An 18,345-nucleotide genomic window follows, 5' to 3' on the forward strand; every position below is an offset into this window, starting at 1 on the left:
CGGATGGACACCGTCGAGCAGGCTCTGGCCGAGATCGCCGCTGGCCGCCCGGTCGTCGTTGTGGACGGCGAGGACCGGGAGAACGAGGGCGACCTGATCGTCGCCGCGGACCTCGTCGACACCGTGACCATGGCCTTCGTGGTGCGCCACACCTCCGGGTTCGTGTGTGTCGCCCTGCCCGAGCAGGACTGCGAGCGGCTGGACCTACCACCCCTGCACCACACCAACGCCGACGGTTTCGGCACCGCGTACCGGGTCACGGTCGACGCGGCGGACGGGGTCTCGACCGGGATCTCGGCGCGCGACCGGGCCCGCACCGCTCGGGTGCTCGCCTCGCGGAGCGCGACGCCCGGCGACCTCGTCCGGCCGGGGCACGTCGTACCCCTCGCAGCGCGGCCGGGCGGGGTGCTCGAGCGGAGCGGGCACACCGAGGCCGCCGTGGACCTCGCCCGCCTCGCCGGGCTGCGACCCGCGGGCGTGCTCTGCGAGATCGTCAGCACCCGGGAACCGGATCGAATGGCGCGCCGTCCCGAGCTGCTGGACTTCGCCGCCGAGCACGGCCTCGTCATGATCGCGATCGAGGACCTCGTGGCGTACCGCAGACGCCGGGAAACCCGGGTCGAGCGGGTCACCGCGGCTCGCCTGCCGACCATGAGCGGGATGGTCCGCGCCGTGGGGTACCGCGGCGTCCCGGACGGTGGCGAGCATGTCGCGCTCGTCGCAGGGGACGTCGCCGCGGCGACGGACGTCCCCGTGCACGTCCACGTCGAATGCCTGCCGGGCGACGTGTTCGGGTCGCTGCGCTGCGGCTGTGCCCGCAGGCTCGACGCGGCGATGCGCGAGGTGGCGGTGACCCGCTGCGGAGTGATCGTCTACCTGCGCTCCGGTGCGGACCCGCACCGCGCGCTGCGTGAACAGGGCGCCTGCATCGGCAGGTTGGAGGCGCTCTGCGGCCCCCTGGACCCCGCCCTCGTGGCAGCGGTCCTCGACGACCTGGGTGTCCGGTCGATCCGGCACCTGCACAACCCCGCCCCGGTTCGGACAGCCCTCGGCCTGCTCGACGAGACGGTCCGGATCACCCGTCCGGGCTCGCCGTCCGGCGAGGTCGCCTGACACCGCACCGGAGAAGACCACCAAGGAGACGGCTCTTGTGAGATTCAGTCTGATGCAGACCGGCGTGATCGGACGCCGGCACGAGCTCGAGGCCGGCATGGCCGGTCAGCGCGGTGACCTCTACCAGCGGTTCCTCGAGGAGATGGTGGGCTACATCAAGCTCGCCGACGAACTGGGCTACGACGCCTACTGCTCGCCCGAACACCACCTCCAGATCGAGGGCTTCGAGATCACCAACCACCCGGGCATCCTGGCCGCATACGTCGGGCTGCACGCCCAGCGGCTCAAGGCGGGAATCCTCGGCTACGTCCTCCCGACACACAACCCGGTCCGGGTCGCCGAGGAGATCGCGACGCTGGACCACATGCTGCAGGGCAGGCTGATCGTCGGGTTCACCCGCGGCTACCACGCCCGCTGGGTCGACGCCTACGCCGCGGTCCGCGGCATCGGGGCCACCAACGTCACCCACGCCAAGGCCAAGAACGAGCAGGACGCGATCAACCGCGAGATCTTCGAGGAGTCCGTCCAGATCGTGAAGAAGGCCTGGGAGAACTCGATGTTCTCGCACAAGGGCAAGTACTGGGAGTACCCGCCCGAGGGCGGCTCGGCCGGACACCCCGGCTACGCGGAGTTCGGCGCCGGGCAGGACGAGAACGGCGTCGTCCGGGAGATCGGCATCGCGCCGCGCCCGTACACCAACCCGCACCCCAAGCTCTACGGCGCGTTCGCCTACTCCATGCGCACGGTGGACATGTGGGCCCGCGAGGGCGGCAAGCAGATCGTGTTCGCCAACGACCTCGACTTCTGCGACGCGCTGTGGAACCGCTACACCGAGACCGCCAAGAAGGCGGGGCGTGACGTGAAGCGGGAGGACGTCGGTGCCTGGGGCGGATTCCTGATCCTGACCGACTCGAAGGAGGAGGCGCAGGCGCTCGAGGCCGAGCACCGCTGGTTCTGGGACAAGTGGTTCATCCCCCACGGCCAGCAGTTCCCCAACGTCCTGATCGGGACCCCGGACGACATCTCCCGGCAGATCGAGCAGGCCCACGACCGGCTCGGCTTCGACGAGTGCTTCCTCATGTTCGGGCAGGGCCACCTCGAGCCGGAGCGGCAGAACGCCGAGCTGATCCGGTTCGCCGAGGAGGTCGCTCCCCGTTTCTCCAGCAAGGCCCCAGACGGAACCCTCGTCTGACACCCGTCCCGCTCATCCGAGGAGGCAACGATGCCGAGCACCGAGGACAACAAGGCCGCCGTCACCCGATTCCTCGAGATCTTCTCCGAAGGGAACCCCGAGAAGACCCTCGCCGCCCTCACCGACGACGTCACCTGGTGGGTCTCGGGGAAGCTCGAGGGCATGTCCGGCGCCTACGACAAGGCCGGGTTCGGGCAGCTGATCGGTGGCGTCGCCGACGTCTACAAGGCTCCGCTGCGCATCACCCCGCGCTCGATTGTCGCCGAGGGCGACAAGGTGGCCGTCGAGGCCGACTCGTACGCGGAGCTGAAGGACGGTCGGGTCTACGACCCGCGCTGCCACTTCCTGTTCCGCGTCGCGACCGACGGGCGAATCGCCGAGGTGCACGAGTACCTCGACACCCAACACGCCAAGGACATCTTCTTCGGCGGCTGAATCGCACCGCCGTCCCACGTATCTGACCCCCGCACCTGAACGACGAAGTCCAGCAACGAGGAGAACAGAGAACCGATGGAATCCGGACTCATCCACATCCCCTACATGCGCCCGGAGCGCAGCTCGCGCGACACCTTCGACTGGGCCCTCGCCAACGCCCGGGAGGCCGATAAGGCCGGCTTCACCGAGTTCATGGTCGCCGAGCACGCGACCCAGAAGTGGGAGTGCATCCCCACCCCCGAGCTGGTCATCGCCGCGGCCGCGCCGCAGACCGAGCGCATCAAGTTCGCCCCGATGGCGCACCTGCTCCCGCACCATCATCCCGCGGACCTCGCCATCCAGGTCGGGTGGTTGTCCCAGATCCTCGAGGGGCGCTACTTCCTCGGCGTCGGGGCGGGGGCCTACCCCCAGGCGTCGTACCTGCACGGCATCACCGACCTGCAGAACAACCCGAAGCGCGTGCGTGAGTCGCTCGAGATCATGGAGAAGATCTGGAAGCGCGAACCGTTCTTCCACGAGGGCGAGTACTGGAACGCGGGCTACCCGGAGGAGGTCGACGACGGCCTCGGCCACGACGACCACAAGCTCGCCGACTTCAGCCCCTGGGGCGGCAAGCTCGACATCGCCGTCACCGGCCTGTCCGTCAACTCGCCGTCGATCCGGTTCGCCGGTGAGCGCGGCTTCATGCCGGTGTCGATCTACTCCGGGTCGTCGATCCTGAAGACGCACTGGGAGACCTACGAGAAGGCCGCCCTGGAGAACGGGCACACTCCGGACCGCTCGAAGTATCACGTCTCGCAGACGGTGTTCGTCGCCGACACCGACAAGGAGGCCAAGAAGCTCGCCATGGAGGGCGGCATCGGCTACGCCTTCGAGCGCTACCTGTGGCCGATCTGGGAGCGCTTCGGGATGCTCGAGGGCTACATGAACGACGTCGGAGCCACCAAGGCCGACGTCGACCTCGAGTGGATCTGTGACAACGTCTGGGTCGTCGGCTCCCCGGAGACGGTGATCGACAAGCTCAACAAGCTCTACGAGTTCACCGGTGGCTGGGGCGTGTTGCAGGTCGAGACCCACGACTACATGGACGACCCGTCTCCGTGGTTCCAGTCCCTGCAGCTCATCGCCCAAGAGGTCGCCCCGAAGATCCAGCTGCCGTTCACCTCGGTCGGCAGCCGCTGACCGAGCGCCGAGAGTCACGGTCGCGGGGCGGGGCCCTTTCGGAGCCCCCCCCCACCCCACCCCCCCACGACGAAGGAGTCGTTTCCTGTGAAGACCAGAGGTGCGATCCTGCGCGAGATCCCAGGTCGCTTCGAGGTCGTGGAACTCGACCTGGAAGGGCCACGGCCCGGAGAGATTCTCGTCCGCGTGGCGGCGTCCGGGATGTGCCATTCCGACGACCACGTGGCCACTGGCGACCTGCCGTCGGAGACCTTGCCGACCTGCGGCGGGCACGAAGGCGCGGGTGTGGTCGTCGAGGTCGGGCCCGGGACCCCGGGCTGGGCCGTGGGCGACCACGTGGTGCTGTCCTGCCTACCGAGCTGCGGCCGGTGCCGCTGGTGCGCAGTAGGGATGGGCAACCTGTGCGACCTCGGCGCGAGCCTGCTCCGCGGCGCCCGGTTCGAGGACCCGGACAGCTTCCGGATGTCCCTCGACGGCCGGCCGGTCGGCCAGTGGTGCGGTATCTCGACCTTCTCCGAGTACACGACCGTGGGCGTCAGCTCGGCGATCAAGATCGACCCTTCGATTCCGCTGGACGCGGCCTGCCTGGTCGGCTGCGGGGTCAACACCGGCTGGGGCTCCGCGGTGAACGTCGCGCAGGTGCAGCCCAATGACACCGTGATCGTGATGGGCATCGGCGGGATCGGCTCGTTCGCCGTGCAGGGGGCCGTGCACGCCGGTGCCTCGAACATCATCGCGGTGGACCCGGTGCCGTTCAAGCGGGAGATGGCCCAGCAGATCGGCGCGACGCACGTCGCGGAGGACATCGAGGAAGCGGCCGAGCTGGCCCGCTCGATGACGAACGGGCAGGGAGCCGACAGCGCGATCATCACCGTCGGCGTGCTCGACCCGGAATACGTGCGTCAGGCCTTCGCCGCGATCCGTAAGGCCGGATCCTGCGTGGTGACCTCGCTCGGCCCCTCCACGGACTTCGGGGCACCGATCTCGCTGTTCGAGCTGACGCTCTACCAGAAGCGCCTGCTCGGCTCGATGTTCGGCGGGGTGGCGCCACTGCGCGACATCACGAAGATGCTCGAGCTGTACACCTCGGGGCGGCTCAAGCTCGACGAGATCATCACCACCCGGTACACGCTTGACCAGGTCAACCAGGGCTACGCCGACATGCACGCCGGGACCAACGTCCGGGGCGTCATCACCTTCGACACCGCCGCATGAGCCGGAGGACACCATGACCGAGCTGTCGACCGTGGGGACGGATGATCGGATCATCGACGTGCGCGCGTCCCGCCGTGCGCTCGTCGCAGGCTCCATCGGCAACCTCGTCGAGTGGTACGAGTACGCGCTCTACGGCTACATGGCGCCCGTCATCGCCGGGCTCTTCTTCCCGACCGGCGACGGCGTCGCGGGCCTGCTGGCCACCTTCTCGCTGTTCGCCCTGGCGTTCTTCCTCAGGCCCGTCGGGGCGGCGGTGTTCGGCCGCTTCGCCGACCGGAGGGGACGTCGTCCGGTGCTGGTCCTGATCATCACGCTGATGTCGGGGGCGACTGCGTTGATCGGTGTCCTGCCCACCTACGCGACGATCGGCGTCTGGGCACCGCTGCTGCTCACTGTGCTGCGGGTGGTGCAGGGACTCGCGGCGGGCGGCGAGTTCGGCGGGGCGGTGTCGCTGATGGCCGAGTACGCGCCGCCAGGGCGACGGGGGCTCTACGGCTCGTGGTCGTTCTTCACCACGGTGATCGGGTTCGTGTTCGGCGCCGGGATGGCGACCGTGCTGATCGCCGTCCTCCCCGACGACGCCCTGGCCTCCTGGGGGTGGCGCATCGGCTTCCTCGTCGCCGCTCCCATGGGTCTCATCGCGCTCTACCTGCGAATGCGGGTCGACGAGACACCGGCTTTCCGGGCCGCGACCGCGGCGGCGCCCGCTGGGCCGAAACACGAGGCGGCGGCCGTGCGGCAACCGGGACTGCTGCGGCAGGTGCTGACCACCGTCGGGATCGTCGTGGTCTACTCCTGCACCGGCTACACCTTCATGGTCCTGATGCCGACCTACCTGTCGAAGACGCTGGGGATGTCGCTGGAGCAGTCCTACGTGCTCACCCTGATCAACGGCGCGGTCGCGGGTCTGGTCGTCCCCTTCGCGGGTGCGTGGTCGGACCGCGTCGGTCGTCGCGCCGTGATGCTCGTCGGCACCATCGGCACCCTCGTGCTGTCCTACCCGCTGTTCCTCATGCTCCGCGGGGGCTTCGGCGCCGCTCTGGTCGCCCTCGTCCTGGCCGGCGTGCTGATCGGGCTCGTCGGCGGACCACTACCGGCGCTGCTGTCCGAGCGGTTCCCGACGCGCACCCGGGTCACCGGAGTCTCCCTGGCCTACGCGGTGTCGGTGGCGCTGTTCGGCGGGACGGCCCCGTTCATCATCACCGCCCTCGTCTCGGCGACGGGCAACTCGCTGGCCGCGGCCTGGTACACGATCGCCTGCAGCCTCATCACGCTCGCGACCCTGCTGGCGCTGCGGCAGACAGCAGCCCACCGAGAGGCCCTGCGGGACTGAGAATGGCCGGACACGACGTCAGCTCGGACCGCACCCTGTACGGGTTGCTCGACCAGTGGGCGGGCCTGCGGCCGGGAGAGCCCGCCCTGGTCCACCTCCGCGACCCGGCCGGCTCTGTAGCACCGGGCACCGTGACCTGGGAACGCCTTGCCACCGACGTCCACGACCTGCGGCTCAGGCTCGCCGGAATCGGTGTGCAGGACGGACGCAGCGTCGTCCTGGCCCTGCCCAACAGCCCGCTCACCGTGGCGTTGTGGCTCGCGATCCCGGCCAACGGCGCAGTCGTGCAGGTGATCGACCCGGACTCGGGGCTGCTCACCGTCGAGCGGGCCGTGCGGGCCACCTGGCCGGTCGCCGTGGTGGCCGCCGCGTCCAACGCCGGGCTCGTGGCCGAGGCCATCGCCCGGGCCGACATGTCGACCCGGCTGCTGGTCCCGACGGACGCCGAACTGTGGACCACCACCTGCCCCGCCGGCGACCTGGGGGCAGTGGGTGGCGAGCCGCCCTCCGCCGCAGCCGACCTCGTCGCCGGACTCCTGCCGACCTCCGGCACCAGCGGCGCCCCGAAGCTCGTGCAGCTCACCCACCGCAACTACGTCATGTCCGCCGAGCGACTCGCGCGCAACGGCGGCTACCTCGCCACCGACCGGCACTACCTCTGCTCGCCGTTCTTCCACACCAACGCCCAGCTCTACCTCTGCGCACCGCCGTTCGTCACGGGCGGCTCGATCGCGATCGTGCCCCGCTTCAGCGCGAGCACCTGGTTCGACGCCGCCCGCAGGACCGGGGCCACGATCGCCTCGATGGTCGCACCGCCCATGCGCATGGCGCTGCACCGCGCCGTGGACTCCGGGCGACCGGTCGACCCGGGGCCGCTCCGGGCCGTCCACTACGGGATGACGCTCAGCAGCGCGGACTGGCGGGAGTGGGACCGCCTGGTTCCGCAGATCCACATGCGTCAGATCTACGGACAGACCGAGTCGGTGACGGGCGTACTCGGCGGCGCGCCGTGGGAGACCGACGACCGGGCGACGATCGGCCGGCCGTTCCTCGGGGTCGACGAGGTGCGACTGGTACGGGACGACGGCTCCGACGCTCCGGACGGCGAACCGGGGGAGTTGTGGGTCCGCGGGAGTCCGGGCAACACGCTCATGCTCGGCTACCGCGACGCCCCCGACGCCACGGCCCGGACCCTCGTCGACGGCGAGTGGCTGCGGACGGGCGACATCATGATCCGGCACCCGAACGGCCGCTTCGAGTTCCGCGGGCGAGGCATGCACATCATCCGGCGCGGCGGCGAGAACCTGTCGACATACGCGCTGGAGATCGACCTGCAGGCGTGTCCGCTGGTGCACGACGTCGCCGTAGCAGCGCGTCCGGACGAGACCCTCGACGCCGTCGTCGTCGCGCACGTGATCCCGGCCGCGGGCTACGAGGAGAGGCGCTTCCGGGCCTGGTGTCGCGAGCACCTCGGCCGTCGTGGCGTCCCGGACGAGATCCGGGAGCATGCGTCGTTCCCGAGGACAGGGAGCGGGCGTGTGATCGTGCGAGATCTGTGAACCACGTCCGGTGGATGGTCGCGAGGCCAGGCTGAAGCGCGCTTCTTCGCGCTCGCCCGAGCCGACGGCGTGACACCACCGATGACACGAGATCTCGTTCAGGGGTGCTGCGGGAGGGGCAATAGAGGGATCAGGCGGGAGCGTTGCCGCTGGTAGGGGGCCTGAGGAGGAGGTGGTGTCCGGTGGCGTGCCCGGGTCGCGCGTCGTGGCGTGACGTGCCCGAACGCTATGGGCACTGGCAGTCGATCTACTTGCTGTTCCGCCGTAGGCAGCGCCAGAACGTGTGCGCCCTGGTGTGGTCCACGCTGCAGCACGTCGGCGCGCGCGGCCAGGACACGTCCGCCCGCTGGCCTGGGCCGACGCGGGGGTTGATCCGCTGGGACGCCTCGGTCGACTCCACGATCAACCAGTTCTGGACTCGCTGCGGGTGCCCAGGACCGGGCCGGGACGTCCTCGGACCCGTCCAGACCGGGTGCTCGCGGACAAGGCCTACTCCTCGCGGGCCAACCGCGCCTACCTGCGCGACCGCAAGATCGCCGTAACGATCCCGGTCAAGGTCGAGCAGCAGGCCCATCGGCGCAGACGTGGCTCGGCCGGCGCGCGTCCACCGGTCTTCGACGAGCAGCTCTACCGGCAGCGTCACGCCGTCGAGTGCAGCATCAACCTGCTCACACAGCACCGCGCACTGGCCACCCGGTACGACAAGCTCGCCCTGCGTCACGAGGCCACCATGCACATCGCGACGATCAACATCTGGCTATGTGCCCTCGCCGCCCAGGGTTTCTCAACACGGCTGCGGCGCTCGCCTGCGGCTTCGGGGCCGGGGCGGGCCGCTCCGGCCTTCCAGTACCTCTCCATCCTCGAGCTCGACGACCGGGTCGAGACGATGAGCGCGCGCACGTTCGTCGACACGCCGATGTGGACCGGGAGTCCGCCGAGCTCACCTGGGACGCCTATCTCGGCGAGGGGCGCAGGGGTGGCACCGACGTGGCCGCCCACGCCTCGCCCGCCCGGGCCACGGACCTGTCGGGCCTTCCGCCCGCCGACATCTCGGTCATGGCGCTCGACCGGCTGTGGGACGAGGGATCGCCTACGCGCTCCGGCTGCAGGAGGCGGGGTTCCGGTCGAGCTGCACCTGTTCCCCGGCACCTTCCACGGCTCCGGTCTGCTCCCCGCGGCGGTGTCCCGCCGCGAGGCCCGGGAACGGGTCGCGGTGCTGGTGCGAGCGCTGTCTCTGACCGGCCCGGGTGATCCTCCGGTCGGGTGACCCCGCGAGACGTTGTTGCAGGTCGGGTGCAGCCTTCCGGAGAATCTCGGCCGCATCCGTACCCTGCGTCCATACACGTCGTTTAGTCACCTGTAGGGCGGCTCGGAAGGGGGCCGCCCCGACGAGGACGTCGAGGTCGGGAGGCGCGGGTGCATCGGGTGTGTTCACCGCAGGACGGGTGGGGCTGCTGATGGCGACTCCCGTGCTGAGCAAGGCGATCAAGCCGGTGGGCGGGTTCTTCGCGTTCACGCTGGACACGTTCGTGGCGATGTTCCGCCCGCCCTTCCAGTGGCGCGAGTTCCTGCAGCAGACGTGGTTCGTCGCGAGCGTCTCGCTCGGCCCGACGATCCTGCTGGGCATCCCCTTCGTGGCGCTGGTGACCTTCCAGTTCAACATCGTGCTGGTCGAGCTGGGCGCCATCGACCTCTCGGGGGCGGGCTCGGGCTTCGCGACCATCACCCAGATCGGCCCGGTGGCGACGACCTTCATCATCGCGGGTGCGAGCTCGACGGCGATCTGCGCGGACATCGGCGCGCGCAAGATCCGCGAGGAGCTCGACGCCATGGAGGTCCTGGGCATCGACCCCGTGCAGCGGCTGGTCGCCCCGCGGGTGCTGGCCACCGCCCTGAACGCCGCGATGCTCAACGGCGTCATGATCCTCATCGGGCTGGCGGGCGGCTACGTCTTCGGCGTGTACCTGCAGGAGGCGAGCCCGGGTCAGTACGTCGACTCCCTCGACCTGCTGGTCAGCTTCAAGGACCTGGTGCACGGCGAGGTTCGGGCCGTGTGCTTCGGCGTCGTCGGGGCGCTGATCGGCTGTTACCGGGGGATGACCTGCGGCGCGGGCCCCCGCGGCGTCGGGAACGCGGTGAACGAGACGGTGGTCTACACGTTCCTCGCGCTGTTCCCGCTCAACATCATGTTGACCCAGATCCCGTACTCGCTCGGGATCGTGTGAGGGGAAGGGCGATGGAGTCGAAGTTCCTCGACGGGGTCAAGAAGGTGGTCGGCGCCCCGCTGCGGCTGCTCGACGACCTCGGCAAGCAGGCCGAGTTCTACGGCAAGTCGATCGCGTGGACCCCCAAGGCGGTCAAGAGCTACAAGGGCGAGCAGGTCCGGCTGATCGCCGAGGTCGGCATGAGTACCGGCGCGCTCGCCGTGATCGGCGGCTCGTCGATCATCACGCTGTTCATCACGCTGTTCGCCGGCGTCACCGGCGGGCTGCAGTCCTTCAGCGCGCTCAAGGACCTGCAGCTGGAGGCCCTGGGCGGGTTCACCTCGGCCATCATCAACCCGCGGCTGTTGGTACCGATCGTCGCCGGCGCGGCGCTCGCCGCCACGGTGGGCAGCGGCTTCACGGCCCAGCTCGGCGCAATGCGGGTGGCCGAGGAGATCGACGCCCTCGAGGTCATCGGCGTCCGCTCACTGCCCTACCTGGTCACGACCCGCCTGGTCGCGGGCATGATCACGATCATCCCCATCTTCGCGATGGCGATGGTGGGCGCCTGGGTGGGGTGGAAGGTCACGCAGGTGAACTTCTTCGGGCTGTCCGAAGGCACCTACAACCACTACCTCGACACCTTCCTGCAATGGCAGGACATCCTCTTCTCGTTCGCCCAGGCACTCGGGGTCGCAGTGGTGGTGATCCTGATCCACACCTACTACGGCTACACCGCGAAGGGTGGGCCCGCGGGCGTGGGCCAGGCGGTCGGTAAGGCCGTGCGGACCTCGCTGATCGCCGTGCTGGCCATGGAGCTGGTCATCTCGATGGCGCTGTACACGAACTCCGACGTCTTCCGGATCTCGGGGTGACGGCGTGAAGCACAAGATGTACGCGCTCGTCCTGATCGGCATCGTCGGCGGGTTCGTCGCCCTGTGCGTCGGCGCCGCCAACGAGGCCTTCACCCCGTACGCCCGGGTGATGCTCAGCGCCGACCGCGCCGGCCTGCAGATGTTCTCCGGGAACCGGGTCCAGATGCGCGGCGTGGACGTCGGCAAGGTCGAGTCGGTCTCGCTCGCCGAGGACGGCGAGTCCGTGGACATCGCCCTCGACATCGACCCGTCCCTGCTGGGGATGATCCCCGCCAACGTGGGCGTCACCCTCAACCAGCTGACGGCGTTCGGCCAGAAGTCGGTCGCCCTCGTGGAGCCGACACAGCCCGCCGTCCGCACGCTCGCCGCGGGCGACCTGCTCAGCACCGGCCGGGTCAGCGTCGAGGTGGACAACCTCTTCGAGAACCTCACGACCGTGCTCGACACCGCGCAGCCGGCGAAGGTCAACGCGGTGCTCGGGTCGATGGCCCAAGCGCTCGACGGCCGCGGCGAGGAGCTGGGCGACACCGCCGTGCGGCTCGCGGACTACCTGCGGAAGTTCAACGAGACGCTCCCGACGCTCGAGCGGGACTTCGCGAAGGGCGCGGACACCGCGAACGTCTACGCCGACATCGCGCCGGACCTGGGCGAGGTGCTGAGCAACTTCTCCACCACCAGCCGCACGATCGTCGAGCAGCAGGCCCAGGTGGACGGCTTCCTCTACCAGGTCACCCGCGCCGCGCGGATCGGTCAGGACTTCTTCGCGGTCAACGGCGACGGGCTGATCGAGACCGTCCGCACGGCGCTGCCGACGACGGACCTGCTCCAGGAGTACTCCCCGATGTTCGCCTGCTTCCTCCAGGGCGTCGACCACAGCAACCGCCGGGCCGAGAAGTTCTTCGGCGGCGAGGGCCAGGTCGCGGCGATCAGCGGGAACGTCGCCTTCGAGCCCGGCGAGGAGGTCTACCGCAACCCCACGGACCTGCCGGAGATCGACAACGCCCGCGGCCCGGACTGCTACGGGCTGCCGGACCTCGACGGCCGCGCGGTGCCGAACTCCGCGGTCGACGCCCAGACCCCGCCCGCCGGGACGAACGAGCAGCGCGAGTCCCTGCGCGTCGGTGACCCGCCGCTGGTCGTGCAGCTGTTCGGTCCGCTCGCGGGCGCGCCGCTGACCACCGACCCGGGTGCGAGCGGCCCGCTCACCACGCCCGGCTCGGCCACGGGACCGCTGCCGCTGCCCGGCGCGGGGGGCCCGCGATGAGCTCGAACTCCCAGGCGGTGCTCAAGCCCGCCGTGAAGAGCGCCGTGTTCGTGGCCTTCTCTCTCGTGGTCCTGCTGGTCATCTCCCTGGAGCTCGGCGCGAACGTGGCCGGGCTGCACGACCGGGTGGAGTACTCCGCGCAGTTCACCGACACCTCCGACCTGCAGGTCGGCGACTCGGTGCGAGTCGCGGGCGTGGACGTCGGCGAGGTGACCGAGGTCGAGCTGGTGGACGCCACCAACGCCACGGTCGGCTTCAACGTGGACCGCACCCGTCCGCTGCCCGCGGACGCGCAGCTCACCATCCGCTACCTCAACCTCACCGGCGACCGCTACCTCGAGGTCAGCCGCGGCGGTGGGGCGGGCACGCTGGAGGAAGGGGCGGTGATCCCCGTCGCCCACACCACCCCGGCGCTTGACCTGGACGTGCTGCTCGCTGGCTTCGACCCGCTCTTCGAGGGCCTCGCACCGGACGAGATCAACGGCCTGACCAGCGACCTCATCTCCGTGCTGCAGGGCCAGGGCGGCACCTTCGAGTCGATCCTGTCCCGGATCGGCTCGCTGACCAACACCCTCGCCGACCGGGACGCCGTGATCGGGCAGGTCGTCACGAACCTCAACACCGTGCTCGGCACCCTGCAGGAGAAGGGCCCGGAGCTGGATCGCACGCTGGACCGGCTCCAGGTGCTCGTGTCCGGGCTCGCGAGCGACCGGGAGCGGATCGGCGAGGGACTGGAATCCTCGCAGCGGCTGGTCACCAGTGTGGACGACTTCCTCGGTAAGGCACGTGGCCCGCTCGTCGGGACCGTTGACCAGGTGCAGCGGGTCGCGGACCTGGCCAACGAGGGCGAGCAGAAGATCGACGAGGTGCTCTCGATGCTGCCCGGCGCGTACCTGCGGGTCAGCCGGGTCGCCTCCCGGGGGGCGATGTACCAGCTGTTCATCTGCTCGGTGCGGGTGAAGGTGACCGGCCCGGACGGCCAGCCGCTCTACTCGCCGATGGTCGGGCCGAGCGACAACGTCGAGCGGTGCCGCCCGGACGACGTCGCGCCGCTGGAGACCCCCGAGCAGCGCGAGGCGAAGGAGGCAGGCGGACGATGAGCAAGCTCAGCTTCCGGGAGAAGAACCCGATCACGATCGCGCTGGTCGGCGTCGGGTCGATCCTGGTGATCATCTTCGGCTCCTTCCAGATCGCGGCCATGCCCTTCATCGCGGGCAGCAGCTACGAGGCGGTGTTCAGCGAGGCCGGCGGGCTCAACGTCGGGGACAAGGTGAAGCTCGCCGGCACGGAGGCCGGTCAGGTCACCGACGTGACGCTGGAGGACGGGGACGTCGTCGTCACCTTCACCGTGAAGGGCGTGTCCCTCGGGGACGAGTCGGTGGCCACCATCGGCACCCAGACCCTGCTCGGGGAGCGCAACCTCGAGGTCACCTCGCGCGGCGGCGGCGAGCTGTCGGCGAGCGGCCGTATCCCGCTGGAGCGCACGACCCCGCCCTACAGCATCACCGAGGGCATCGAGGACGTGACCCGGCGGACCGGGGAGATCGACACCCGGCGCGTCGGCGACGCGATGGACGTCTTCGCCGAGACCTTCAGGGACACCCCGGACGACCTCTCCGCGGCGTTCGGCGGGATCAGCCGGATCTCCCGGACCATCGCCTCCCGGGACGACGCCCTCCGGGCACTGCTCGACAAGGCGAACGGGGTGAGCGGGATCCTCAGCGAGCGCAGCGCCCAGCTGTCCACGCTGCTGGTGGATGGCAACTCGCTGCTCGGCGAGCTGCAGGGCCGCCGCGAGGTCATCGCGAGCCTGCTGCGGGACACCACCCGGGTGACCGAGCAGATCGTCGCGCTGAACGACGAGCAGCGGAACCGGCTGCAGCCGGCGCTCGCCGACCTCAACCACACGATCGACATCCTGCAGCGCAACGAGGGCAACATCGGCGCCGCGATAAAACGGGTCTCCACCTTCATCACCGGCCTCGGTGAGGGCCTGCAGCACGGCACCTCGTTCACCGGCTACGGCGAGCTCGGTGGCCTCGGCGTGTTCCCGACCGCGCAGTTCGTCCCGTCCCTGACCCTGCCCGGAGGTGGGCGATGAAGCTCACGGTGCGGTTCGTGCTGGTCGGCGTGGTGCTGGCGCTCGTGGCCGGCGCGGTGGTGCTGTTCGTGCAGAGCGGCACCAAGACCGGCACGGCCTACTTCGTCACGGTCAAGAACGTGTACCCGAAGGACCGGGTACGCATCCAGGGCGTCGACGTGGGGCGGATCGAGTCGATCACGCCAGAGCCCGGCCGCGTCCGCGTCGAGTTCAGCTACGACTCGCAGTACGACATCCCCGCCGACGCGGAGGCCGCCGTCGTCACCCCGACGCTGGTGGCGACGCGCTTCCTGCAGATCGCCCCCGCGTACAAGGGCGGCCCGGTCCTGGAGGACGGGGGCGAGATCCCGCTGGAACGGACGATCTCCCCGCTCGAGTTCGACGACCTCAAGGCCGAGCTCTCCCGGGTCGCCACCCAGATCGGGCCGGACGGTGCGGACCCGCGGGGCGCGCTCAACCACTTCCTCGAGGTCTCGGCGCAGAACGCCGACGGCCGCGGCCAGCAGTTCCGGACGATGATCCAGGACGCCTCGGCCGCGCTGCAGACGCTCGCGGACGGCCGGGAGGACCTGTTCGGCACGGTGCGGAACCTGCAGGTGCTGGTCACGTCCCTGTCCGGGATGGGCGACCAGATCACCGAGTTCAACGACCGGCTGGCGGACGTCTCGGGCATCTTCGACGAGAACCGGGACCAGCTCGCGCAGGCCATCGCCGGCATCGACCGCGCCGGCCAGGCCATCGACGAGTTCGTCCGGGTCAACGGCGACGAGCTCACCGCGACCGTCGACAAGCTCGGCCGCTTCAACGGCGAGCTCGCCGAGCAGCGGGACGACCTCGCCCAGATCCTGCACGTCGGGCCGAACACGCTGCAGAACTTCATGAACGTGTTCTCGCCGACCGGCCACGCGGTGACCGGCACGTTGACGGTGAACAACCTCGACACCCCGGCGGACTTCGTCTGCTCGGCGTTCGCCTCGGCCGCGGCGAGCAGCGCCAAGGAGGGCACGGACATGTGCGTCACCTACCTCGGGCCGCTGCTGAACCTGCTGCGGGTGCAGCAGCCGCCGATCGGGGTCAACCCGATCTCGCGGCCCGGCGGCGGTGTCTCCTCCGAGCGCCCGGGCGTCGTCGAGACCCCGTCGGGGGCCGCACCGGTGAACGACAAGCTCGTGCCGTCGACCGACATCCCGGGCCTGGGTGGCCTGCTGACGGGAGGACGCTAGAGATGCGCAGGATCGTCGGCGCGCTGGTAGCCTGCTCCGTGCTCGCGCTGTCGGGCTGCGGGTACGGCGGCGTCAACTCCTTCCACCTGCCCGGGACGCAGGGCTCCGGCGACGGGGCCTACTCCATCGACATCCAGATGGAGGACGTCGGCAACCTCGTGGCGAACAACCCCGTCCGTCTCCGGGACGTGAACGTCGGGTCCATCACCGGGATCCGGCTCGACGACTGGAACGCCGTCGTCACGGTCAGCCTCGACGAGGGCGTGAAGCTGCCGCGGGACACCCGGGCCAAGATCGGCCAGGGCAGCCTCCTCGGGGCCAAGTTCGTGCAGCTCGACGCGCCGGACGAGCCCTCCGCCGAGCTGCTCCGGGACGGAGACGTGATCCCGCTCGCCCGGACGGGCCGCTACCCGGAGACGGAGGACGTGCTCGCCTCGGTGGCCGCGCTGCTCAACGGCGGCGGGCTGCAGCACATCAAGACCATCACCGGCGAGCTGGACCGGGCGCTGTCCGGCCGCACCCCGCAGATCCGGGACCTGCTGACCCAGCTGGACAGGTTCGTGACCGGGCTGGACGAGCAGCGGGGCGAGATCGTCCGCGCGATCGACGGGCTCGACCGGATGGGCGCGGCCTTCGCCGAGCAGGACCCCGCGCTGCGCGAGGCGCTGCGGGACGTGCCGCCCGCGTTGCAGGAGCTGGAGGCCCAGCGGGCCGACCTCGTCGGCACCCTGGACGCCCTCGGCGGCTTCGGCGCCGAGACCGACCGGGTGCTCGGCGCGGCGGGGGACGACCTCGCGCAGAACCTCGCCGACCTCGAGCCCGCGCTCAAGGGCCTGGCCGATGCGGGCCCCTCCATGGTGGACTCTCTCTACCTGCTGGGCACCGTGGCCTTCCCGCTGCGCACGTTCGACAAGTACGTCCGCGGTGACTTCATCAACTTCTCCATCACCGTGGACCTCACGCTGGGCACCCTCGACCACAACTTCCTCACCAACACCCCGTTCGCCGGAGCGCTGGGCCAGGTCGAGACGATTCTGGCCAACGGCGGCACGGTCACCCAGGCCGTCGACCCGCTGCTGCCCGCGCCGCTGCCGGACGAGAACCGGCTGCCCGCGATCCCGCCGCTCCCGATGGTCTCCCCACCGGACGGACAACCCGCGCCCAACCCGGCGCCGGACGCGAACACGCAGCCGCCGGACCCGGACGCCCCCCGGGCCCCGGCTCCGGGCCCGCTGGGCGGGCTGCTCGATCCCCTCACCGGAGGGAACCGATGACCTCGTTCGTCAAGAAGCAGCTGATCATCTTCACTGTGCTGTCGGTGGCGGCGTTCGCGATCATCGCGTTCGGCTACGTGCGGCTGCCCACGCTGCTGGGCGCCGGGCAGATGGGCGTCACGGCGCGCATCCCGGTGGCGGGCGGGATCTACCCGAACGCCAACGTCACCTACCGCGGCGCCACGATCGGCAAGGTCACCGACGTGCGGTTGGTCGCGGACGGCGGGGTGGACGTCGTGATGTCGATCGACGAGTCGCAGGCCCCGCCCGAGGACAGCCGGGCCGAGGTGCACTCGGTCTCCGCCATCGGCGAGCAGTTCGTGGACTTCGTGCCCTCGGACAGCCCGTCGAGCACGGTGCTGGCCGACGGTGCGTTCGTCCCGGAGGAGCGCACCTCGGTGCCGCTGCCGACGGCCGCTGTGCTCGACGACGTCGACACGCTGCTCAAGACCGTCGACCCGGACGACCTCTCGGTCGTGCTGCGGGAGTTCGACGCCGCCTTCCGCGGGATCGGCCCTGACCTGGCGGCCATCGTCGACAACACGAAGCTCCTGCTGGACACCGCGGACGCGAACTTCGGCCGGACCGAGCAGCTGATCCGGGACGCCGAGCCGTTCCTGGACAGCCAGGTCGCCTCCGCCGACGACGCCCGTGCGTGGTCGCAGCGGCTGGCCCGGGTCACCGCGCAGCTGGAGCAGAGCGACGGCGACCTACGCGGGATGCTGCGCAGCGGCGAGCAGGCGGGGATCCAGGCGGGGAACCTGCTGGACCAGTTGCGCGGCCCGACACCGACCCTGCTGGACAACACGCTGGTGCTGACGAAGCTCGCCGAGGCCTACCACGCCCCGATCGAGCAGGTGCTGGTCACCTACCCGGCCTTCGCGGCGTTCTACCAGTCCGCGCTCGGGCCCAACGGGCGCCAGATGATCAACTTCAACATCAAGCTCAACCCGAACCGTCCCGCGTGCTACGAGGGCTGGGTCGGCCCGGGTGCCCCACTCGGCCCGCGGGACGCCTTCGAGCTGTCGGACATGGAGTTCCCGGCCGACCAGTACTGCAAGCTGGCCCAGGACGACGACCGGCTGGTCCGTGGCTCGCGCAACCTGCCCTGCTTCGAGCCGGGGTCCCCGGTGGGCCGCCGCGCGGCCACGATCGAGCAGTGCCGGGGCGCCGGGTTCACCCCGGTGGTCGGGCCGGGGACGCAGCTGCAGATCGGCGGTCCGCTGAACGACGCACCGCTCACCACGACGCCCACCCCGGCCGACCTGCTGGTGGACGGCGGGGGCGGGCCGCGCGGTGCGGCCCCGTCGGATCTGAGGGGGTTGCTGCTGCCGGCGTCACCCTCGGCCGCCCCCGGTCGTTGAACGCACTGTAT

The 18,345-nt window shown here is 70.3% G+C and carries 15 protein-coding genes and 1 pseudogene; all 16 read left to right on the forward strand.

The annotated features are described in order from the left end of the window. The first annotated feature begins 3 nt into the window (after nucleotides 1-3). The 16 genes and pseudogenes from ribB to AB0B41_RS06480 all read left to right on the forward strand — a co-directional run bounded on the left by ribB (nucleotide 4) and on the right by AB0B41_RS06480 (nucleotide 18,334). Entirely contained in the window at nucleotides 4-1,113 is a 1,110-nt protein-coding gene (gene ribB, locus AB0B41_RS06405; RefSeq protein ID WP_358199641.1) for a 3,4-dihydroxy-2-butanone-4-phosphate synthase, read from the forward strand. 37 nt (nucleotides 1,114-1,150) lie between these two features. Next, complete coding sequence (locus AB0B41_RS06410; RefSeq protein ID WP_358199644.1) at nucleotides 1,151-2,305, forward strand: LLM class flavin-dependent oxidoreductase; 1,155 nt, start codon at nucleotides 1,151-1,153, stop codon at nucleotides 2,303-2,305. A 30-nt stretch (nucleotides 2,306-2,335) separates the two neighbouring features. Continuing rightward, nucleotides 2,336-2,740: a nuclear transport factor 2 family protein gene (locus AB0B41_RS06415; RefSeq protein WP_358199646.1), complete on the forward strand. Its 405-nt coding sequence runs from the start codon at nucleotides 2,336-2,338 to the stop codon at nucleotides 2,738-2,740. Between the two features lie 75 nt (nucleotides 2,741-2,815). Beyond that, a complete protein-coding gene (locus AB0B41_RS06420; protein WP_358199648.1) occupies nucleotides 2,816-3,922 on the forward strand; it encodes an LLM class flavin-dependent oxidoreductase in 1,107 nt (368 codons plus the stop codon). A gap of 87 nt (nucleotides 3,923-4,009) precedes the next feature. Beyond that, a complete protein-coding gene (locus AB0B41_RS06425) occupies nucleotides 4,010-5,137 on the forward strand; it encodes an NDMA-dependent alcohol dehydrogenase (protein WP_358199650.1) in 1,128 nt (375 codons plus the stop codon). Between the two features lie 13 nt (nucleotides 5,138-5,150). Continuing rightward, nucleotides 5,151-6,470 carry an MFS transporter gene (locus AB0B41_RS06430; RefSeq protein WP_358199652.1) on the forward strand — a complete coding sequence of 440 codons (1,320 nt, stop codon included), beginning with the start codon at nucleotides 5,151-5,153 and terminating at the stop codon, nucleotides 6,468-6,470. A 2-nt stretch (nucleotides 6,471-6,472) separates the two neighbouring features. Further along, entirely contained in the window at nucleotides 6,473-8,029 is a 1,557-nt protein-coding gene (locus AB0B41_RS06435; RefSeq protein WP_358199654.1) for a class I adenylate-forming enzyme family protein, read from the forward strand. A gap of 409 nt (nucleotides 8,030-8,438) precedes the next feature. Beyond that, nucleotides 8,439-8,741 (forward strand): annotated as a pseudogene (locus tag AB0B41_RS06440) (transposase); the annotation flags it as partial. A gap of 745 nt (nucleotides 8,742-9,486) precedes the next feature. Then, nucleotides 9,487-10,254 carry an ABC transporter permease gene (locus AB0B41_RS06445; RefSeq protein WP_358199656.1) on the forward strand — a complete coding sequence of 256 codons (768 nt, stop codon included), beginning with the start codon at nucleotides 9,487-9,489 and terminating at the stop codon, nucleotides 10,252-10,254. An 11-nt stretch (nucleotides 10,255-10,265) separates the two neighbouring features. Beyond that, complete coding sequence (locus AB0B41_RS06450) at nucleotides 10,266-11,108, forward strand: ABC transporter permease (protein WP_358199658.1); 843 nt, start codon at nucleotides 10,266-10,268, stop codon at nucleotides 11,106-11,108. Nucleotides 11,109-11,112: 4 nt separating this feature from the next. Further along, nucleotides 11,113-12,372 carry an MCE family protein gene (locus AB0B41_RS06455; protein ID WP_358199660.1) on the forward strand — a complete coding sequence of 420 codons (1,260 nt, stop codon included), beginning with the start codon at nucleotides 11,113-11,115 and terminating at the stop codon, nucleotides 12,370-12,372. Continuing rightward, nucleotides 12,369-13,472, forward strand: a complete 1,104-nt coding sequence (locus tag AB0B41_RS06460; protein WP_358199662.1) for an MCE family protein — start codon at nucleotides 12,369-12,371, stop codon at nucleotides 13,470-13,472. The genes AB0B41_RS06455 and AB0B41_RS06460 overlap by 4 nt, the downstream gene beginning before the upstream one ends. After that, nucleotides 13,469-14,473: an MCE family protein gene (locus AB0B41_RS06465; RefSeq protein ID WP_358199663.1), complete on the forward strand. Its 1,005-nt coding sequence runs from the start codon at nucleotides 13,469-13,471 to the stop codon at nucleotides 14,471-14,473. The genes AB0B41_RS06460 and AB0B41_RS06465 overlap by 4 nt, the downstream gene beginning before the upstream one ends. Next, nucleotides 14,470-15,696, forward strand: coding sequence for an MCE family protein (locus tag AB0B41_RS06470; protein WP_358199666.1), 1,227 nt, complete (start codon nucleotides 14,470-14,472; stop codon nucleotides 15,694-15,696). Before AB0B41_RS06465 ends, AB0B41_RS06470 begins: the two co-directional genes overlap by 4 nt. Nucleotides 15,697-15,698: 2 nt before the next feature. Beyond that, a complete protein-coding gene (locus tag AB0B41_RS06475; protein ID WP_358199668.1) occupies nucleotides 15,699-16,970 on the forward strand; it encodes an MCE family protein in 1,272 nt (423 codons plus the stop codon). Next, nucleotides 16,967-18,334 carry an MCE family protein gene (locus AB0B41_RS06480; protein ID WP_358199670.1) on the forward strand — a complete coding sequence of 456 codons (1,368 nt, stop codon included), beginning with the start codon at nucleotides 16,967-16,969 and terminating at the stop codon, nucleotides 18,332-18,334. Before AB0B41_RS06475 ends, AB0B41_RS06480 begins: the two co-directional genes overlap by 4 nt. Nucleotides 18,335-18,345: the final 11 nt, after the last annotated feature.

The organism is Pseudonocardia sp. NPDC049154 (assembly GCF_040648315.1).
Taxonomy (GTDB): Bacteria; Actinomycetota; Actinomycetes; order Mycobacteriales; family Pseudonocardiaceae; genus Pseudonocardia.